Origin of the sequence: Candidatus Nitrospira allomarina (genome assembly GCF_032050975.1) — a bacterium.
Classification (GTDB): Bacteria; Nitrospirota; Nitrospiria; order Nitrospirales; family UBA8639; genus Nitrospira_E; species Nitrospira_E allomarina.
On sequence record NZ_CP116967.1, the window covers coordinates 2247591 to 2266297 of the forward strand.

Genomic DNA, 18707 nt, shown 5'->3' on the forward strand with positions numbered 1-18707 from the left:
AGATGACGATGAAAATTTTAGTGGCGGTTGATCCTTCCGAACATGCAGAGGAGGCCATTCGATTTGTGAAATCGGTGGATTGGCCAAAGGCATCAGAAATCTATTTAATCCATGTGATCGAGATGAAACATGCGTCTCCTCTGATACCGTCGGGTGGACCTTCCAGTTGGGATCGGGTCATTTCCGAAGCAAGGGGGAAACTATTCACCGAAGCGAAGGGTCTTCTTGAGCACATGAAGAAGGAGATTCTTGAAGAACGGGCTGTGAACATTAAGTCATTGGTGATGGAAGGGCTACCGGGTGCGGAAATTTTACAGGTGGTGGAGGACTATCAAATTGACCTGGTCATTTTAGGGACACGTGGCCTTTCCAATGTCAAACGGTTTCTTCTTGGGAGTACCAGTGATTGGGTGATGAGGGAAGCCCCATGTTCAGTGTTATTGGTTCGTGAAAAACTCAGTAAGGTGACGATGGGAAAATCCGCCGCCAAAATTCTTTTAGCCACCGATGGTTCAGCGGTGGCTTTGAGTACTGTGGATATGCTCGGCTTGTTGACCTGTAAGACCCCTCCAAAGGTGATGGTGACGCATGTGGTGGGAAGACCGGCTTACCTGGAGGGTTGGTATTGGGGAAAAGGAAAAGCGGCATTTAAACAATTAGCCAAAAAAGTATTGGAGAACGCCCAAAAAGAAGGTGCCAGCCATCTGGACGAAATGAGCCAAAGAGTCAAAGGGCTCGGTATGGAAGTCGATACCGTGTTGACCAAAGGAGATCCTGCTGAAGAAATTGTCAAAATTGCCGAGCGTTCGAAGGTAAAATTGATTATGGTTGGATCAAAAGGACTCATAGGGGGTAAGCCGGTCCCATTGGGAGGGGTCGTTAGAAAAATTGCTCGCTATGCTCCATGTTCTGTGTTGCTCACGCGCCCTGACCGATCCGAGAAAAAGGTTTGATGCGTGATCTCTTTCTCCAGAAACATTCAAGACCATCAACCTGTAAAGGACGGAAGGACCAGGGTGTTCCCACAGAGAGGCAGGGAATTTTGAACCCGCTTCTCATGTGTTGTCCTTCCTTCAATTGAAATGAGCACGATGCCGGTTTCCGATCGAAAAAGGTCAGACGTCTGCTGGCATGCCTTGGATGGTGAATCTGTCCTCAAGGCAGTGGCCAGTCAGTTTGGGGGCTTAACGCAGGATGTTGCTGTCCAACGTCTGGCGCTCTATGGCCCCAATCGATTACGTCCCCCTAAAAAGCAATCCTCCTGGCAGCGGTTTCTTGCCCAGTTCCACAATATTTTAATTTATATCCTTCTCGGAGCGGGTGTCGTGACTGCCATTCTGGGTCATTGGGTGGATACCGGTGTGATTTTGGGCGTGGTGATCATCAATGCCGTTATCGGATTTCTTCAGGAAGGCAAAGCCGAAAGGGCGATGGATGCCATTCGCCGGATGTTGTCGGTGCAGGCCTGTGGACTTCGTGATGGAACCCGTTGTCCGATTCCCGCGGAAAGCCTTGTGCCTGGGGATATTGTGTTTCTGCAATCCGGAGACAAAGTTCCGGCGGATCTGCGTCTTCTGAAGGTGAAAGATTTGCGTATTGAAGAAGCCGCCTTGACCGGTGAGTCCGTCCCGGTTGACAAACACATGAAACCGGTCCCGGAAACCGCGTCCATTGGTGATCGAAGGGGCATGGCCTATTCGGGAACTCTGGTGACCTATGGAACGGGAACCGGGGTGGTGGTTGCGACCGGAGATGCCTCCGAAATTGGACGGATCAGCGCCATGCTGGCCAGGGTGCAGACCTTGACCACCCCACTTCTCCGAAAGATCGGAGAATTCGGGAGCCGATTGAGTATTGCCATTATCACCGGAGCGGTTGGTGTGTTCCTTTTCGGAGTGTTTTTCCGGGAGTATGGGTTCAGTGATATGTTTCTGGCCAGCGTAGGATTAGCCGTTGCCGCCATTCCCGAAGGCCTTCCGGCCATTATGACCATCACGCTTGCCATCGGGGTTCAAGCGATGGCCCGACGTCAAGCGATTATTCGACGGCTGCCGGCTGTTGAAACCCTTGGCTCTGTGACCGTTATTTGTTCAGATAAAACCGGCACGCTGACACGAAATGAAATGACCGTTCAAACGTTGGCGACTGCGCCCTATACCGTGGAGGTCAGTGGTGTCGGCTATGATCCGCATGGAGGATTTTCTCTGCTTGGCAACCCGGTTGTGCTGGCTGACCTTCCAGACGTGATGGAACTCGCTCGAGCCGGAATGTTGTGTAACGATGCGGATCTGGACCACGTGGAGGGGGTCTGGCGGATCAACGGAGATCCGACGGAGGGGGCGTTGGTGACTCTTGGGAGAAAAGCCGGATTGGATTACCGATTCGAACATGAGATGTGGCCACGAACGGATGTGATCCCCTTCGAATCGCAACATCGGTTTATGTCGACGTTGCATCACGACCATGCCGGGCATGGATTTATGTATATCAAGGGTGCCCCTGAACGGGTGTTAGAGATGTGCGCGTTTCAGCGGAGTCTGGGGGAGGATCATCCGTTGAATAGCCGGTCGTGGCATGATCGGATCGAACAGATGGCGAGTCGTGGTCAACGAGTGCTGGCGGTGGCCGTTGCATCCACCAATCACGAACATCGAGAGTTACGGTTTCGAGATGTGGAGCAGGGCCTGACACTGTTAGGCCTCTTTGGCATTGTTGACCCACCACGGCCTGAAGCCATTGAAGCGGTCCGACAATGCCAACAAGCCGGGATTCGAGTCAAAATGATTACCGGGGATCATCTGGTGACGGCCAGAACGATTGGCTTGCAGATGCATATTGGAGATGGGAAACAGGCTCTCTCGGGACAGGTACTGGAAACGTTGAGCGATGAGGAATTGAAGCGTGTGGTAAGGGATATCGATATCTTTGCCCGGACGAGTCCGGAGCATAAGTTACGGCTGGTGCAAGCCCTCCAGGCCGGTGGGGAAGTGGTGGCCATGACCGGAGATGGGGTGAATGATGCGCCGGCACTCAAGCGGGCGGATGTCGGAGTGGCCATGGGAGTAAAGGGGACGGAAGTGGCGAAGGAAGCGGCGGAAATGGTGCTGGCCGATGATAATTTTGCCTCGATTGCGCATGCCGTTGAGGAAGGCCGTCGGGTCTATGACAATATTCAAAAGTCCATTCTGTTTATTCTTCCCACCAATGTCGCCGAAGCCGGAGTGATTGTAGCCGCTATTCTGTTAGGGACCATGTTGCCGATTACGCCGGTACAAATCCTGTGGGTCAACATGATCACCGCCGTGACGTTGGCCTTGTCCTTAACCGTCGAACCTCCTGAATCGGATGTCATGCGACGTCCCCCTCGAAGCCCCGGGGAAGCCATTTTGTCACGGTTTCTGCTGTGGCGAATCGGCTTTGTATCCACCTTAGCGGTGGCCGGCACGTTTGGACTGTTCCTGTGGGAGACTGACCAGGGGGCATCTATCGAAACCGCGAGGACGATAGCCGTCAACATGCTGGTGGTCTTTGAAGCCTTTTATTTATTAAATGCCCGGTCTTTTTATGGTTCGGTTCTGTCCCGGAACGGATTGTTTGGTAACCCCTATGTGCCCCTGACCATAGGAATGGTGTTAGGCATTCAGGGCCTCTTTACCTATACCGAAGTAATGCAGACGCTTTTTCATACTACCGGCATTGATGGACTTGCCTGGCTTCGAATTATTGGAATAGGTGTGGTGATTTATTTGCTGGTCGAATTGGAAAAATGTGTGTTTCGGATTATTCTGAAACTCAGAACTCCCGATGTGAAAATTTGACAAATGCGTCGGGAGTCAGAATGGCTTTTGAGTAGGCATCGGAAAGCATTTGGGAATACCCGGAGAGGAGACATCACCATAATCTGTGCTTCGTACAAAGGGAAAAGACTGATTTTGATAAAAGGGTGAAATGGAGGGAAAGAAAATGAGAACCGGTGTGTCAAAAAAATCAACAGTGACCAGGGACGAGCTTCAGCGTATGGATGCCTATTGGCGTGCGGCGAATTATTTGTCCGTGGGGCAGATCTATCTTCATGATAACCCGTTACTCAAAAAGCCGTTGACGCTCGACCACATTAAATTGCGGCTTCTGGGGCATTGGGGGACGACTCCGGGATTAAACTTTCTGTATGTCCACCTGAATCGGGTTATTAAGAATCATGATCTCAACATGATTTATATTGCCGGTCCCGGACATGGCGGTCCGGGGTTGGTGGCCAACACGTATTTAGAAGGGACCTACACCGAGGTGTATCCCAACATCTCCCAGGATGCCGAAGGCTTGAAAAAACTTTTTAAACAGTTCTCTTTTCCAGGCGGAATTCCCAGTCACGTGGCTCCCGAAACGCCGGGATCCATCCATGAAGGTGGTGAGCTCGGCTATTCGCTGTCGCATGCATTTGGGGCGGCGTTTGATAATCCGGATCTGATTGTGGCCTGTGTGGTGGGTGATGGCGAAGCCGAAACCGGTCCCCTGGCGACGGCCTGGCATTCCAATAAATTTTTGAATCCGAAGTTGGATGGGGCCGTGTTACCCATTTTGCATCTCAATGGGTACAAAATCGCCAACCCCACGGTGCTGGCTCGAATCAATCATGACGAATTGAACAGCTTATTGGTCGGTTACGGCTATAAGCCCTTTTTCGTGGAAGGGGATGACCCGGAGGCCATGCATCAAATTATGGCGGACACACTGGATGAGGTGATGAAGGAGATTCATGCCATTCAGCATCGGGCCAGGGAAAAGGGGGAGACCTCCCGGCCCTGCTGGCCGATGATCGTCTTGCGCAGCCCCAAGGGGTGGACCGGTCCAAAAGAAGTCGATGGGAAGAAGACCGAGGATTCCTGGCGGTCTCATCAAGTCCCCTTTGCCGAGATGGCCACCAAGAAGGATCATATTAAACTGCTTGAAAAGTGGATGAAGAGCTACAAACCTGAGGAATTATTTGACGAGACCGGCAAACTGATTCCAGAACTGGCGGAATTAGCTCCGAAGGGCGAACGACGAATGGGCGCGAATCCTCATAGTAACGGTGGCCTGCTGCTCAAAAATCTCAAGATCCCCGATTTTCAGAACTACGCCGTGGATGTTCCTAAACCCGGGAAGGTCGTGGCTGAAGCCACGAGGGTGATGGGCGCTTTCCTCCGGGATGTGATGAAACACAACATGAGCAATCGGAATTTTTTGGTCTTTGGTCCTGATGAAACTGCTTCAAACCGGCTAAGCGCGCTGTTTGAGGTAACAGGGCGGCGATGGGTTGCCGACACCATTTCGGGGGACGATCACTTAGCCCTGGATGGGAGGGTGTTCGAAATACTCAGTGAACATACCTGCCAGGGGTGGTTGGAAGGATATTTACTGACGGGACGACACGGGTTTTTCTCATGTTACGAGGCGTTTATTCACATCATCGATTCGATGTTCAATCAGCATGCCAAGTGGCTGAAAGTCACGGGGAGTGAGATCCCGTGGCGAAGACCCATTGCCTCCCTCAACTATCTCCTGACGTCCCATGTGTGGCGTCAGGATCACAATGGGTTTTCTCATCAGGATCCTGGATTTATCGACCACGTGGCAAATAAAAAAGCCGAGGTGATTCGTATTTATCTCCCCCCTGATGCCAATAGTTTGCTATTCGTGACGGATAAATGTCTCCGGAGCCGAAATCGTGTCAATGTCATTGTGGCTGGAAAACAACCGGGTCTGCAATTTCTCAACATGGATGCAGCCATCAAGCATTGTACCGCCGGTATCGGGATTTGGGATTGGGCCAGTAACGATAAAGGGGGAGAACCCGATGTGGTCATGGCCTGTGCCGGTGATGTTCCAACCTTGGAAACTTTGGCTGCCGTAGACTTACTTCGCAAGCAGGTCCCCGATCTGAAGGTTCGGGTGGTGAATATTGTGAACCTCATGAAACTGCAACCTCAGAGCGAACATCCGCACGGGTTGTCGGACAAGGAGTTCGATACGCTCTTTACGACGGATAAACCCGTCATCTTTGCTTTTCATGGATATCCCTGGTTGATTCATCGTTTGACGTATCGGAGAACGAATCATAAAAATCTTCACGTTCGAGGCTATAAAGAAGAGGGCACGACGACCACACCGTTCGATATGGTTGTTCTTAACGACCTTGACCGGTATCATCTCGTGGCGGATGTGATCGATCGTGTGCCGAAACTAGGATACCTTGCGGCCTATGCCAAGCAGGCTATTCGCGATAAAAAAATCGATCATAAGACGTACATCGCCAAGTACGGCGACGATATGCCGGAAATTAAAGATTGGAAATGGCCGTTTTAGTTTTTTCACGCCCCATTACGATAACGATGCGTGTGTCGATGTATGGCCTGCTCCGTTACCATAATTCGACCGGCTCGATTATTGTGGTATCCTCTCTCATGTGCATGATCTAGAATTTTTGTTTGCCCTGATGAATCTTTTAAGGAGTCATACGATGGAGCGCCGAGACATTTATATTACTGAATTCGATCTGAATAGACTCAGTGAACTCTTAGAAGTCTGGCAAACGTTCAGAGGCAGCAAAAGTACAAGCATCCATCTGGAAAGCTTAATGGAAGAATTGGAACGGGCACATGTCGTTCTCCCAAAGGATATTCCGCCTGATGTCGTCACGATGAACTCACGCGTCAGGCTATCAGACATGAGCAAAGGGGAAGAGCTGGTGTATACGCTGGTCTTTCCGCGTGATGCGGATACGGCGACGGGTAAGATTTCGATTCTTGCTCCGGTTGGAACAGCCATTCTCGGGTATAGGGTCGGGGACAGTATTGAATGGCAGGTGCCTATCGGAACACGGAAGTTGAAAATAGAAGAGATTCTCTATCAACCCGAGGCTGCTGGAGATTTCCATCTGTAATTGCTCTATCAATTCACATGAACCACATGAAAACGTGCTTAGATTAAGATCAACAAACGATTAGCTGCACCGGACGGGAGGAATGCTTTATGATTCATGCTGCCGGTCATCACAAGGGATAGAATTTCCAATAACATCTTTCCTATCGAGTAGGTCTTCCGGGAAATATGCTTTCTTATCATTATGGAGGGTGTCGTATTTATAAAGAGATCCTTGCCCCCGATCTATTCACAATGGATTTTTTTTATTTCAGGGACTGTCCGGTTTGTCTGTTGGATTTCGTGCCTTTCCTCCCATACCTTTATGGCAGAGAGCACTGTCGATGGCATCATATCCCTGATCGTGTAGAATTTCTCAGTCGACTTGAATGAGACGCAGGGATGGAATCTTATGAAACCGCAATCTTCGGTTTTTTCATTTCGCTCGCACCCACATCTCTATGAAATCAATACCTGGGTGTGGTTGCATGACCTCTCTCAGAAATTGAACCGAACGATTCGTCTTGGTGACGTGCCTGATCATGAATGGGATGAGCTTCAGGCAAAGGGATTTGATTGTCTGTGGCTCATGGGCCTCTGGGAGCGCAGTCCTCTGGGCCGGCGGATTGCAAGACAACATGCTGACTTGCAGAAAGAATACGCCAAAGCGCTTCCCGATTGGCAGGAATTTGAGGTCGTGGGTTCCCCCTATGCCATTCGGGCGTATCAGCCTGATCCTGAGCTGGGGTCCTGGGAGCAATTGCAGGACGTATTGGGAAAACTTCATGACCGCGGAATCAAATTGATTCTGGATTTTGTACCCAATCACACCGCATTGGATCATGAGTGGACCACCAGTCATCCGGAGTATTATGTCCAAGGAACCTCCAGGGATGTCACAAACTTCCCCTCGCAATTTTTTCCCATCGAAACATCACAAGGCATTCGATATCTGGCACATGGCAAGGATCCCAATTGCCCTTCTTGGACGGACACCGCACAATTAGACTACTTCAATCCTGATACCCGTAAGGCGTTGATTCGTGAATTGCAACAAGTTGCCAATTACTGCGATGGCGTTCGCTGTGATATGGCCATGTTAGTGCTCAATGAGGTGTTCGCACAGACATGGAAAAATCATGTGAAGGGCAATGTCTGGCCTGCCGGGGAGTTCTGGACAGAAGCCATCTCCCTCCTGCCGCATTGTATGTGGATTGCAGAGGTGTATTGGGATCGTGAATGGGAGCTTCAACAACTTGGTTTTCAGTTTACCTACGACAAAAGATTGTATGATCGGCTTCGCCATTCGACCCCACATGAGGTCGCCCTGCATCTTCAGGCTGATACGAGCTTTCAAAGCAAACTTGTGCGGTTTTTGGAAAATCACGATGAGCCGAGAAGTGCTGTGGCGTTTGGTAACGTCCGTCTCCCCGCGGTCGGGGTCCTGATGGCCACATTGCCGGGCATGCGTATGTATCACCAAGGCCAACTCACTGGAAAACGTATCCGGATTCCGGTTCAACTCTGTCGAGCCCAGGACGAACCCCCTGATGAAGCGACCGTCGCGTTTTATGACCGAATTCTTGCGATCACCAATGAAGACGTGTTTCACGCCGGGAAATGGGCCATGCTCACTGTGCGTTCGGCCGGGGATGATTCTTTCAATAATGTCGTGGCGTATCAATGGACATCCGACCGGGATTTTAGGCTTATCGCGGTAAACCTGAGTCCCATGGTTGCCCACGCGTATATTCGTCTGAATGGAGCGCTTGGGATGGAATCGAACACCTCCCCTCACTACACCTTGTATGACGAGTTCAGCGATCTATCCTTTGAGGGTAAGCGAAAGGATCTCATTCAAAGCGGATTGTACGTCCGTCTCGATCCTTTCGGGTGCCATATCTTTTCTATGGGAGTAAAAGAAGGGGGAAATTTAAAATTGAAAAAATAACAATACCCTTCGAGCGATTGAATGTGAATCAATTCATTTCGTCACCCCACACCAAGTTTTCAGGCGAAGGATTTTGCTCCGGCACCCAGTTTTGTTGAGCAACGCATCCAAAAATGGTTGGGAGAATACTACTGTTGGAGACAACTGTGAAAAAGGAATATTCAATTCGTCCATGTTGCGTTATTTTTCCTAGGGAATGTGTGTGAAGGCTGTTTCCGAACCTTGGATTCTCCACGACTACATTGTTAGATCCTGGGTTGATAAGGGGCTATTTGCCGGATATAGGCGATTACCTCCCGAATCTCCTCTGAACTCAATCGATCCCACCAACCATGCATTGGGCTAAAGACCAAGCCCCAAATAACGCTTGCACGTAGGTCCAACTCGCTTTTACCGGTGGATTCCGGAGAATGGAAATCTGTTGGGGGCACGATTAATGCGGATGAATCCGGGCCTCTTCCGTCGCCCGCCTTCCCATGACACCGAAGGCAATGCAGACGATAAATTGTTTCTCCCGCAGAGATCATCGTGGTCTGCTGAGCCCGGACTTCTCCAGGCCATAGCAAGATGCCGACACAACTGATAACGGGTATGACCAGACTGAGAAGGCCTTGTTTTTTTTTCATCGGGTAAAATTAGTAAGTTTCATGGAAATGCGATCCTGTCGCACCTTGCAACACCCTTTCCCTTTTTTTATGGACCCAAATTGCAACACTTTTCCAATGTTCAGTTTTCACTAAGTCTTTTTGCTCTAATTCCAAACCTACCCATGCCCCTAAAAGATCTTGCCGGGTAAGGCATCCTATCCCCACACAATTTTTTTTCTACTGGAAGTACCAGAAAATGATGGTTTTTCATGATTTTGACAGCCTCCGCTAAGGAACTAGGAATAGCGGTAGGGTCCGGCACCATGATCTCCTTTGCGGTTAATTGCCTGACATCCCCGCTTCCAGCACGGCTAGCACGTCAAATTGGCTGATGAACCCCACACAGTGCCCGCTTCATGAAAGATTTGACTTCTCCGGACCATCTGGATGGTTCAATGGACAATATTATTTTTCCACAAATTTTTACCTTTATCCGTTCTACGTTACCTTATGTGTTGCCCTCTGTTCGGTAATGGGTAAGACGTGTACATGGTATTGTTTCCGTAATCACCTGAAATCAGAATTTTTGCTTCTATATGGTTATTGAAGCAAGCCCCGTGCCTTTATGAACAACCTCTCTCTTTCGTCATCCTGCCGGTGGTCATCGGTGACTTATCCACAACGAAGACCTGAGGGATGTCGGATGAACCGGGGGCATGACAGACCTTTTTCCTTTTCCCCGTCAGTCATGAGGAAAATATAAAAGTTGCAGTTTGACTCCCTGGACATTATTCATCCTAATTGGCATTGTTGTTAGTAGAGGTAAAAAATTGGGCCACTGATTCCCATTTCTTTTGTACATGAATGAGAGATTCACGTACCAATCATCAGGAGGAAGGGTCTATGGGTTTGCAAAGTTAAGGAGGTTCTGCGTGACCACCACATGTTCCAGGGAGAAAAGAATTTTTCTCGGAGCCCTATTTCTTTTGGTCGCGTTCAGTATGGTGAGTGTTGCCCTGTGTGTGAAATCTCCAACCGGGGTAGTCAGAGGCACAATCGATGAGGTCATCCGATTGGTGAGCGACGAAGGTCTCAAGGCGGCAGACCAAGCGACCCATCGCCGGCAATTGTTGGAGGAGATTATTGGACAACATTTTGATTTTGAAGAGATGGCTAAACGATCACTGGCCGCACATTGGAGAGATCGAAGTGAGGCGGAACATCAGGAATTTGCGGCATTGTTTCAATCGCTTCTTTCAAAAACCTATGCAGGGAAAATTGAGAACTATTCCGGAGAAAAAGTCCAGTATCTTAAGGAACGGCTGAAAGATTCCTATGCAGAAGTACAGACCACCATTGTGTCAAATACAACGGAAATCTCTCTCGATTACCGGCTCCTACTAAAAGATGGCGACTGGCGGGTCTATGATGTAGTGGTTGATGGAGTGAGTCTTGTGAAAAATTACCGGGTGCAATTCGATCGCATTATTCGGGATTCCTCCTACGAAGAATTGGTGAAGACCTTGCGAGACAAGTCCGGTGCCATCACGGCTCCCTAAGGGATGCTTAGGATGAAAACCCGTATTTTAATTCATCGAGGACCAGAATCCTACCGGTCAACGCGCAACCTCTTGAAATGGCCGAACGGAAAGCCATCGCCTGCTCGTGTTACCGGGTGGGTTGGTGCGAGACTTCACCTTGATGATTCGCATAGATGTGGTTGAGGTCATACCCCATAGGCGAAATGGTTCGACGCGCGGCTCTCACCAAGAGAATCGGAGATCAGTAATCTTTGATCGCGATCCCAACGCTGGTTTAGGATTCCGATTGTTTTTCTTGCCCTCCATCCTTGGTGATCTTGCTTATGAAATTTGGGACTAATCCTTCTGAAAAGCCGGCGAGGAAGGCCCAGACGATGGCCTTGGCAACATCGGCATTCGTAGCCGGTATGCTCGAAGCAGCAAAATCTTTGTAGCTCACGTATTTCGCCGGCTCTACGAACTCCGGAAAGAGCGATCCCTGTATCAAGCCCGCCATGAAAATTGTATACAACACAAAGGCAAAGATCCCGCCGACAAATGGGGACACATAGATTTGGATTCGGACTGGACTCATGGGTTTTGGCTGTGCTCAGGTTCTGAATCCGACGAAAGCTATTAACCACTCCGCCTACGGTTCCGGATACAAAAATCAGCGCCTCATATGGAACCAATCCGAACGTGGCGAGAAAGGCGGTCGTCGTCACGGCTCCGACGACCAGAATGATTGCGATGGCAATATGCGTGGCTTGGTTGGGATCCGTCCGTAGTTTCGATTGCTGGCTATCGTTTGTATTCATAGGTCGCCAAGCGTAGACTTTGTCATAATGTGATTGCAAGCTGTTTCTCATTTCCCTTCAGTCCCTGTAGCTCCCGGCCGGGTTGCTGCTCCTGCGGAAGGCGCTTCCTGATTTAATGTCGGAAGTAGAACGGGAAACCCCAGTTTTGCACTGATATTTGTCCGGAAAGAGTTCAAGCGGGGTATCTGTCAACTGCAATCAAAGATTTCCCAGTGAAAATGAACGTGACTGAGGAGCCTCCCCAGCAGACAAACTCACCGAAAAGTGTTCATCGAATCAGCATGTTTACCGCCACGTGCGTGCTGGTCAGCAATGTGGTGGGCACCGGGGTCTTCACCACGACAGGTTTTATGGCCCGGGACATCGGGGATCCATGGCTGATTCTTCTGGTATGGGGAGCGGGCGCGTTATTGGCTCTCACGGGGGCGATGTGTTACAGCGAGCTGGGTGCAGCATTCCCTTTTGTCGGGGGAGACTATGTGTATCTTCGGGAAGCCTACCATCCATTTTTTGCATTCCTAAGTGGGTGGGCTTCATTTACCGTGGGCTTTGGAGCCGCCATTGCCGCAGGCGCCATGGGATTTGCCTCCTATGTGGTTCAACTCATCCCATATGAACCGGCTTCCACTTTCCTGATCAAGGGATTTGCCTTAGGCTTGATTTGGAGTCTGACTGCGGTTCATGTGGCAGGCGTTGGTCCTGGCGGGCTCCTTCAACAGCTGTTCACCGTCTTAAAAGTTGGAGCAATCCTGCTTCTCATAGTTGGAGCCTTCACGGTAGGTCATGGTGATTGGGAACATTTAGTCGTGCCACCGAGAAAGCCGGATGTCGGGCTGGGAACGCTGGTGGTGTCCTTTATTTTTGTGACCTATGCCTATTCGGGATGGAATGCCGCAGGGTACATTGCCGGAGAAATACTCAATCCGACCCGTTCTATTCCCCGAACGATGATAGGAGGGACTCTGCTGGTTGGCACGGTCTATGTGGTGCTGAACGTGGTATATTTCTACGCCTTACCGATTCAAGCTTTGGCCGCACCTCCACTCATGCCGGTGGCGGAAAAAGTCGCGGTGGGAATGTTTGGTCAGGCGGCCGCTGAATTTGTCACTATCATGTTGTGTATTTCCATCGCCGGCGCGGTGAGCGCGATGATATGGACCGGGCCTCGGGTCTACTATGCCATGGCCAGAGACGGGTTTCTGCCGGCCTTCTTTTCGGATACGGAACACCATCATGGCACCCCGGTTCGTTCCATTGTTCTCCAAAGTCTGTGGGTGACTGTATTAGTGCTTTTAGGAACCTTTGAGCAGTTGGTGATTTACAGCGGAATGGTGATCACTGCCTTCACAGCGCTGACAGTCGGGGCCGTGATCATTCTTCGTCAACGGCGTCCGCAATTAGTTCGTCCCTACCGGGTTCCCTTCTATCCTGTCTTGCCCGTGGGGTATATCCTGGTTGCGGGAGTGATCATGCTTTTTCTCAGTGTGGAAAAACCGGTTGAAACCCTTTGGGCCTGTCTGACCCTGAGTGCTGGGATTCCCCTGTACTTCCTGATGAGAAAGCATAATGGAGTATCTGGGGCCAGATGAACATAGCAATCACACAGAGGAGAAAAATTCATACACTTGCCTTCTTTGTGATACTTGGTGGAGTATGGTCTATTGGGGCGGGATGTGAAAATGGAAAGCAGGCTATGACCCAGGAGAGCAATCACTCACGACAGGTTGAACGGGATTCGATGGTGGATACCCAAATCGTGGGGGGAGGTGTCACCGATCCAGCTGTTGTCGCGGCCATGCGCCGGGTTCCACGGCACCGGTTTATGCCTGAGTCACAGGCTGAAGATGCTTATGGAGATTTTCCACTTTCCATCGGTTATGGGCAGACGATTTCTCAGCCTTTCATTGTTGCGTATATGACGCAAGCCCTGAAGTTGAAGCCGGATGAGAAGGTCCTGGAGATAGGCACGGGTTCCGGGTATCAGGCCGCCATACTAGCTGAATTAGTTTCAAAAGTATTTACCATAGAAATTGTCGAACCACTTGCCGTCAGTGCAAAAAAAACTCTGGCAGAACTTGGCTACGACAATGTGATTGTGCGGTCTGGTGATGGCTATAAGGGTTGGCCGGGCGAAGGCCCGTTTGATGCGATCATTTTGACGGCGGCGCCGAATCATATTCCCGAACCACTCTTAGAACAACTGGCGATCGGCGGGCGTCTCATTCTTCCCGTCGGAGACTACCCTCAACGTCTTCTGTTCATTCGTCGTACTGAGGAGGGATACCAGGAAACCGAGTTGTTACCCGTGGTGTTTGTGCCCATGACGGGCGAAGCCTTAACGAATCCTCCCGCAACCGGGCCTTGACGAACTTCTCCCCCGGTGACCACATTCTTCACTCATAGATGACGAATCCGCCCGCCGGAAGGGTGAGCACGACTGCTTTGCCATTTCTCGACTCAACGGTCGTCTCCTGACCGATCTGTCCCGCATTGGTTGAATAGAGACACGTGAGTGTGTGGCCGGCCTGATGCAGTCCGTCATCAACCGTCACCCAGGCGCTTCGGGGTGCCGCGTAGTCGGTATTCATCGCCAGGAGAATTTCCCGGTCATTGAAAATTCTGGACCAGGGAATCACTGATCGAATCTGCCCACCCAGCATGCGCGGGAGCCCGAAGTCGATCCCATTTCCGGAAATTTCTCTCAGGTATTGTCGACCCCGTCGTAACGCAAGCTTGTTACGGCGAATGCCTAAAAGGATCGAGAGTTGCCGGTATGCCGGACTCTCTTCATTAAAGAAATGCCGTTGATGGCTTTGAAAGGCGCCAAATTCTCCTCCGAACATACATTCGCGAATGAATTGATCACTCTGCCCGTGCCCGTCAAAATACTGTTCGCTGCCATAGTACATGCAGGGAATGCCCATCGTGAGAGCGTTCAGCGCAAGGACATTCAAGAGTCCGTCCTGCCCGTCAGGATCAGCACAAAATCTGGCTTTGTCTTCTCCCTTTCGTACTTGATCATGATCATCAAACAGGGTAACCACCCGGTTGCGAAACCAGACGTGGGATTCTTTCTGAACCAGGATGGAGTTCCGGAATAGCTGGAAATACTCCTCCGGGTTGCGATAGCCCTTCACCAGGTATTCCATTTTGTCCGGAATGTCGTCGACGCCAAGTGCGGCATCCAGACCCGTGGTTTCCAACGTTTGAAACGCGCGGGTTCTGCCACCGGTAATTTCTCCAATGAGGTAAAAGTTTTCTTTGCCGATGGATTTGGTGAATTCATGGATCACCGATGCGAAGTACCGGGTGGCTCCCAGGTCCATATGTTTGACAGTATCAACCCGATACCCATCGACGTCCGCAAAGGCAATCCAGAATTTGTACACCTCGGCCAGGGCCTTCAGGGCATCGGACGGTTGATATTGATCAACGTCGCCAGAACCGAGTTGGATATTTTTCAGGTCAAGGAAATCCCCCTCAAGAAATTCAGGTGAAAAATCCCAATTGGTGATATGGCCTTTTCGGGTAAAGGCCTGAGGGTCTTGGAATTCCTGCGGCCAGATGGCGCCATGTGGCCAGGCGGCAGGATGGCTTGCGATGTCGAGTTGTTGGAAGGGGAGAGTCGGTTCTCCGAATTGATCATGGAACCCCTGTACGTCATAGGGTTGGCCATCCCAGCGGGGATCGTTGAAGATCTGCCCGTTATGTTCGGTCCGATAGCGGTTGGGATTGTATCGAAACACATCTCCCGTGTGGTTGAGGATAATATCCAGAATAACGTAGATCCCGTGAGCGTGAGCGGTCCGGACAAGTGTTCTCAGATCTTCTCGTTGACCAAAATGCGGGTCGACATCCAAAAAATTTTGAATCCCATATCCATGATAGGTGTCTTTAAATTTCACTTGTTTGAAAATGGGACTGATCCAAATGGCGGTCACACCGAGACGTTCAAGGTATCCCAGCTTGCTCGTCAATCCGGATAAATTCCCTCCGCAAAACTTCTGTCCCGCTGCCTTCCAATGCGATGCATCCGCATTGCCTGCATCGGTTGACTGAAAGAGGGGAGTCGAGCCACGCCGGACGATGGTCCCGTCATTGCTTTTGTAGCCTTTTTCCTGTCCGTCCGAAAAACGGTCGAGCATTAAAAAGTATAAGACCTGATCCTCCCATGCGGCGGGAGAAGGAAAAAACTTCCGGTCACTGAGAGCAGGCAGATCCACCTCTTGAAGATTCCTTTCTGTCATGACGGACTCCATTGATTGTGTACGGTGGGTATCTCAACGTATGGCTGAAAGATGGGTGGCATTCGGGTGCGGTCTGTCAGATGGCCGGTCTGCCGAATGTTGGTCATCTCACAACCCTACCCATTAGCCGCGCGATCGAAGCACAGCGAAGAGAGCATCGGCTTGATGGGCTGGTTATGTATGGCTAAATTCTCTCGATCATTGATTCAAAGATGTCTTCATCTAATTGACCATCATTAAAGTTTCATCTCGTGAAGATACTCCAAAGAGTTCTGCAGAAATGCTTGTAATCATCTGTGTTGGCTTCCGCAGCCTTGATGGCGTGAGTCACTTGACTCAAATTTACAAGAAAATCTTCTACTTTTTCATCATCTATATTCACCGATGATCGAGCAAACTCTATCTCTCTGCTAAGAAAATCAAATTCCCTCACGATCTCGTCAAATATATAATCTTGATCATCAACGCTAGTTGCCACAGGAGAACACCAGTCGGCCGATGGTTGAGCATATGGGTATCGATCATGGTCGCTTACCTCCCAATCTCCCAACAAATCCTGGACGGTTCGAAGGTCAAAACCGCTTTCGAGTAGAGGCGTGAAAAAAATCGTATTGTACTTCTGTGGAAAATTTTTGTTTAGTTACCGTGGAACTCCCGTCCCCACAAAGAGGTCGGCCATGATGAAGAGGATTCTTGAGTAATATGCAAACTTTGTCAAGGATTGATCGGGTTGGTGATGCTGGGGTTGGGTTTGCTTCTGCTGTTCGCCCCAAGGCAATTATTCTAATCTCAAACTGGCGGAGGAAAAGAATTGAAGAATCCTTGTGATAAATGAATAAGAGTTTTAAAGTAACATATTTCTAGAAGATACACAGAATTGGCCTTGCGAATGTCCGTATGACGTTGGAAACTGACAAGGGTCTTACAACGTTCCCTGGAGAGTGTGTGGAGGTTCCGTGTTGGCTAAACACGAACACGATCTCTTGTATGGGCAGCAGATAAAGCAACTCTATGCCCTTGCACCGGTTGGGATTATTGCCTCTCTGGTTAATGGATCAATTCTGACTGTTATTCAATGGAACGTAATCTCACATGGACTGTTACTTACCTGGTTCGCCAGCTTGGTTCTGCTCAACGGGGTATGGGCCCTGCTCTGGTATCAATTTAGCCACGCATCTCGACATCCGCAGGACTCCCATCGCTGGGGGCGTAGTTTTCTAGGCGGGACCCTTGCCTCCGGCATTCTTTGGGGGGCAACCGGTGTCGTACTCTTTCCCGAAAGTTCTATTCCGCATCAGATTTTTTTGGCCTTTGTGTTAGGAGGCATGATTGCCGGTGCGACCGCTGTGTATGCGGCCTTACAAGGAGCTTTTCTGGCCTATGCTCTCCCGACCATTACCCCGCTTCTCGTTCGGTTCTTGGTCCTGGGTGATAAACAGCATATGGCCATGGGAGGTATGTGTCTCCTTTTTGTGACCATGATGTTTGTCACCTTACGACGCAACCATACTGTCACGTTGGCTTCAATGACCTTAAATCTTGAATTGGGAAAGGCCAATCAATCATTACAAAGCGAAATTCGTCAACGTGAACAGGCAGAGGTGGCTCTTCGGGAAAGCCGGGAACAGTTACATTCCATTGTGCAATCAACCGATGAGGGGATCATTTCATTGAATAGTCAGGGGAAGGTCATGCTGTGGAATACAGGAGCGGAAGCCTTGTTTGGCTTTTCGATGGAGGAGATGAGAGGTCAGACGTTAGAGTGCATTATTCCCGAACGGTTTCGTCTGGCTCATCAACAGGGGATCTTGCGGGCATCGCGGGCGGGGAGAAAGACCGTTGAGGGAGAAATGTTTGAGCTGATGGGACTTCGACGGGACGGCAGCGAATTCCCTCTTGAGCTGTCTTTAGGGTATTGGCACAAGCACGGAGAGATCTTTTTTACGGGTATTGTCCGGGATATCACGGCACGCAAGGAGGCAGGACGGGCCCTCCAGCATAGAGAGCGGGAACTCGAGCAGAGCCAGGAAGAGCTTCGGGCTCTTGGTGCACAGCTCATTTCCGCTCAGGAGGATGAGCGACGCCGTCTCTCTCGTGAATTGCACGATGATATGAATCAACGCTTAGCCATGGTCTCGCTCGAGATTGATTCTATTCAGAGGTCTCTGCCGGAGTCGGATCCGATGCAAAAGCCTCTTCAACACCTGAATGATCAAGTGTCTGCGCTTTCCGATAGCGTTCTGCATCTGGCCTATCAGCTTCATCCTTCGATTTTGGATGACCTGGGTTTAGTCGTGGCACTCCAGTCCTCAATTAAAGAATTTTCCCAATGGGAGAACATTGCGGTCATGTTTCAGCACCGTGATGTCCCTCAGCTCCTGCCTCAGGATATTGCGTCGTGTGTGTATCGGGTGACGCAGGAATGTTTACGAAATGTGGCGAAGCATGCGCAGGCGTCTCAAGTGTCTGTGGAGGTGAGAGGGGTAGAGGGTGGCCTCCAGCTCGTCATTACGGATAACGGTATAGGATTCATCCCTGAGTCCGGCTTGCGAGGCACTCGCGGGTTAGGGCTCATTGGAATGAAAGAACGAATTCGTGTGGTGCGAGGCACATTTGAGGTCAAAGCCTCACAGGGCAAAGGCACCACTGTTACTGCCTGGATTCCTCTCTCCACAACAAGTTAA

The 18707-nt window shown here is 50.2% G+C and carries 13 protein-coding genes; 10 read left to right on the top strand and 3 right to left on the bottom strand.

All coding sequences use genetic code 11. The features are described 5' to 3' along the window. Positions 1 to 8 precede the first annotated feature (8 nt). The 5 genes from PP769_RS09945 to PP769_RS09965 all read left to right on the top strand — a co-directional run bounded on the left by PP769_RS09945 (position 9) and on the right by PP769_RS09965 (position 8851). Positions 9 to 953: a universal stress protein gene (locus PP769_RS09945; RefSeq protein WP_312646988.1), complete on the top strand. Its 945-nt coding sequence runs from the start codon at positions 9 to 11 to the stop codon at positions 951 to 953. A gap of 138 nt (positions 954 to 1091) precedes the next feature. Continuing rightward, positions 1092 to 3818: a cation-transporting P-type ATPase gene (locus PP769_RS09950; RefSeq protein ID WP_312646990.1), complete on the top strand. Its 2727-nt coding sequence runs from the start codon at positions 1092 to 1094 to the stop codon at positions 3816 to 3818. Positions 3819 to 3963: 145 nt separating this feature from the next. Continuing rightward, a complete protein-coding gene (locus PP769_RS09955; protein ID WP_312646991.1) occupies positions 3964 to 6345 on the top strand; it encodes a phosphoketolase family protein in 2382 nt (793 codons plus the stop codon). 154 nt (positions 6346 to 6499) lie between these two features. Beyond that, the gene (gene rnk / locus PP769_RS09960; RefSeq protein WP_312646992.1) at positions 6500 to 6922 is read left to right on the top strand and encodes a nucleoside diphosphate kinase regulator; all 423 of its coding nucleotides are present in this window, start codon (positions 6500 to 6502) and stop codon (positions 6920 to 6922) included. Between the two features lie 390 nt (positions 6923 to 7312). After that, complete coding sequence (locus PP769_RS09965; protein ID WP_312646993.1) at positions 7313 to 8851, top strand: alpha-amylase family glycosyl hydrolase; 1539 nt, start codon at positions 7313 to 7315, stop codon at positions 8849 to 8851. A 245-nt stretch (positions 8852 to 9096) separates the two neighbouring features. Here PP769_RS09965 and PP769_RS09970 read toward each other — a convergent pair whose 3' ends face one another. Continuing rightward, positions 9097 to 9477 (bottom strand): c-type cytochrome, encoded by a 381-nt coding sequence (locus tag PP769_RS09970; protein ID WP_312646994.1) that lies wholly within the window; start codon positions 9475 to 9477, stop codon positions 9097 to 9099. A gap of 893 nt (positions 9478 to 10370) precedes the next feature. Between PP769_RS09970 and PP769_RS09975 the strand changes: the two genes are divergently transcribed. Continuing rightward, positions 10371 to 10997: an MlaC/ttg2D family ABC transporter substrate-binding protein gene (locus PP769_RS09975; RefSeq protein WP_312646995.1), complete on the top strand. Its 627-nt coding sequence runs from the start codon at positions 10371 to 10373 to the stop codon at positions 10995 to 10997. A 256-nt stretch (positions 10998 to 11253) separates the two neighbouring features. On the opposite strand, the gene PP769_RS09980 is transcribed toward PP769_RS09975, so the two are convergent. Further along, complete coding sequence (locus tag PP769_RS09980; RefSeq protein ID WP_312646996.1) at positions 11254 to 11553, bottom strand: hypothetical protein; 300 nt, start codon at positions 11551 to 11553, stop codon at positions 11254 to 11256. Positions 11554 to 12000: 447 nt separating this feature from the next. On the opposite strand from PP769_RS09980, the gene PP769_RS09985 reads away from it, so the two are divergent. Both PP769_RS09985 and PP769_RS09990 read left to right on the top strand, forming a co-directional pair. Beyond that, the gene (locus tag PP769_RS09985; RefSeq protein WP_312646997.1) at positions 12001 to 13365 is read left to right on the top strand and encodes an APC family permease; all 1365 of its coding nucleotides are present in this window, start codon (positions 12001 to 12003) and stop codon (positions 13363 to 13365) included. Then, positions 13362 to 14141, top strand: coding sequence for a protein-L-isoaspartate(D-aspartate) O-methyltransferase (locus PP769_RS09990; protein WP_312646999.1), 780 nt, complete (start codon positions 13362 to 13364; stop codon positions 14139 to 14141). The genes PP769_RS09985 and PP769_RS09990 overlap by 4 nt, the downstream gene beginning before the upstream one ends. 28 nt (positions 14142 to 14169) lie before the next feature. Here PP769_RS09990 and PP769_RS09995 read toward each other — a convergent pair whose 3' ends face one another. Beyond that, complete coding sequence (locus PP769_RS09995) at positions 14170 to 16023, bottom strand: alpha-amylase family glycosyl hydrolase (RefSeq protein ID WP_312647001.1); 1854 nt, start codon at positions 16021 to 16023, stop codon at positions 14170 to 14172. A gap of 11 nt (positions 16024 to 16034) precedes the next feature. Between PP769_RS09995 and PP769_RS10000 the strand changes: the two genes are divergently transcribed. After that, a complete protein-coding gene (locus PP769_RS10000) occupies positions 16035 to 16211 on the top strand; it encodes a hypothetical protein (protein WP_312647002.1) in 177 nt (58 codons plus the stop codon). A gap of 768 nt (positions 16212 to 16979) precedes the next feature. After that, positions 16980 to 18707: a sensor histidine kinase gene (locus tag PP769_RS10005; RefSeq protein ID WP_312647003.1), complete on the top strand. Its 1728-nt coding sequence runs from the start codon at positions 16980 to 16982 to the stop codon at positions 18705 to 18707.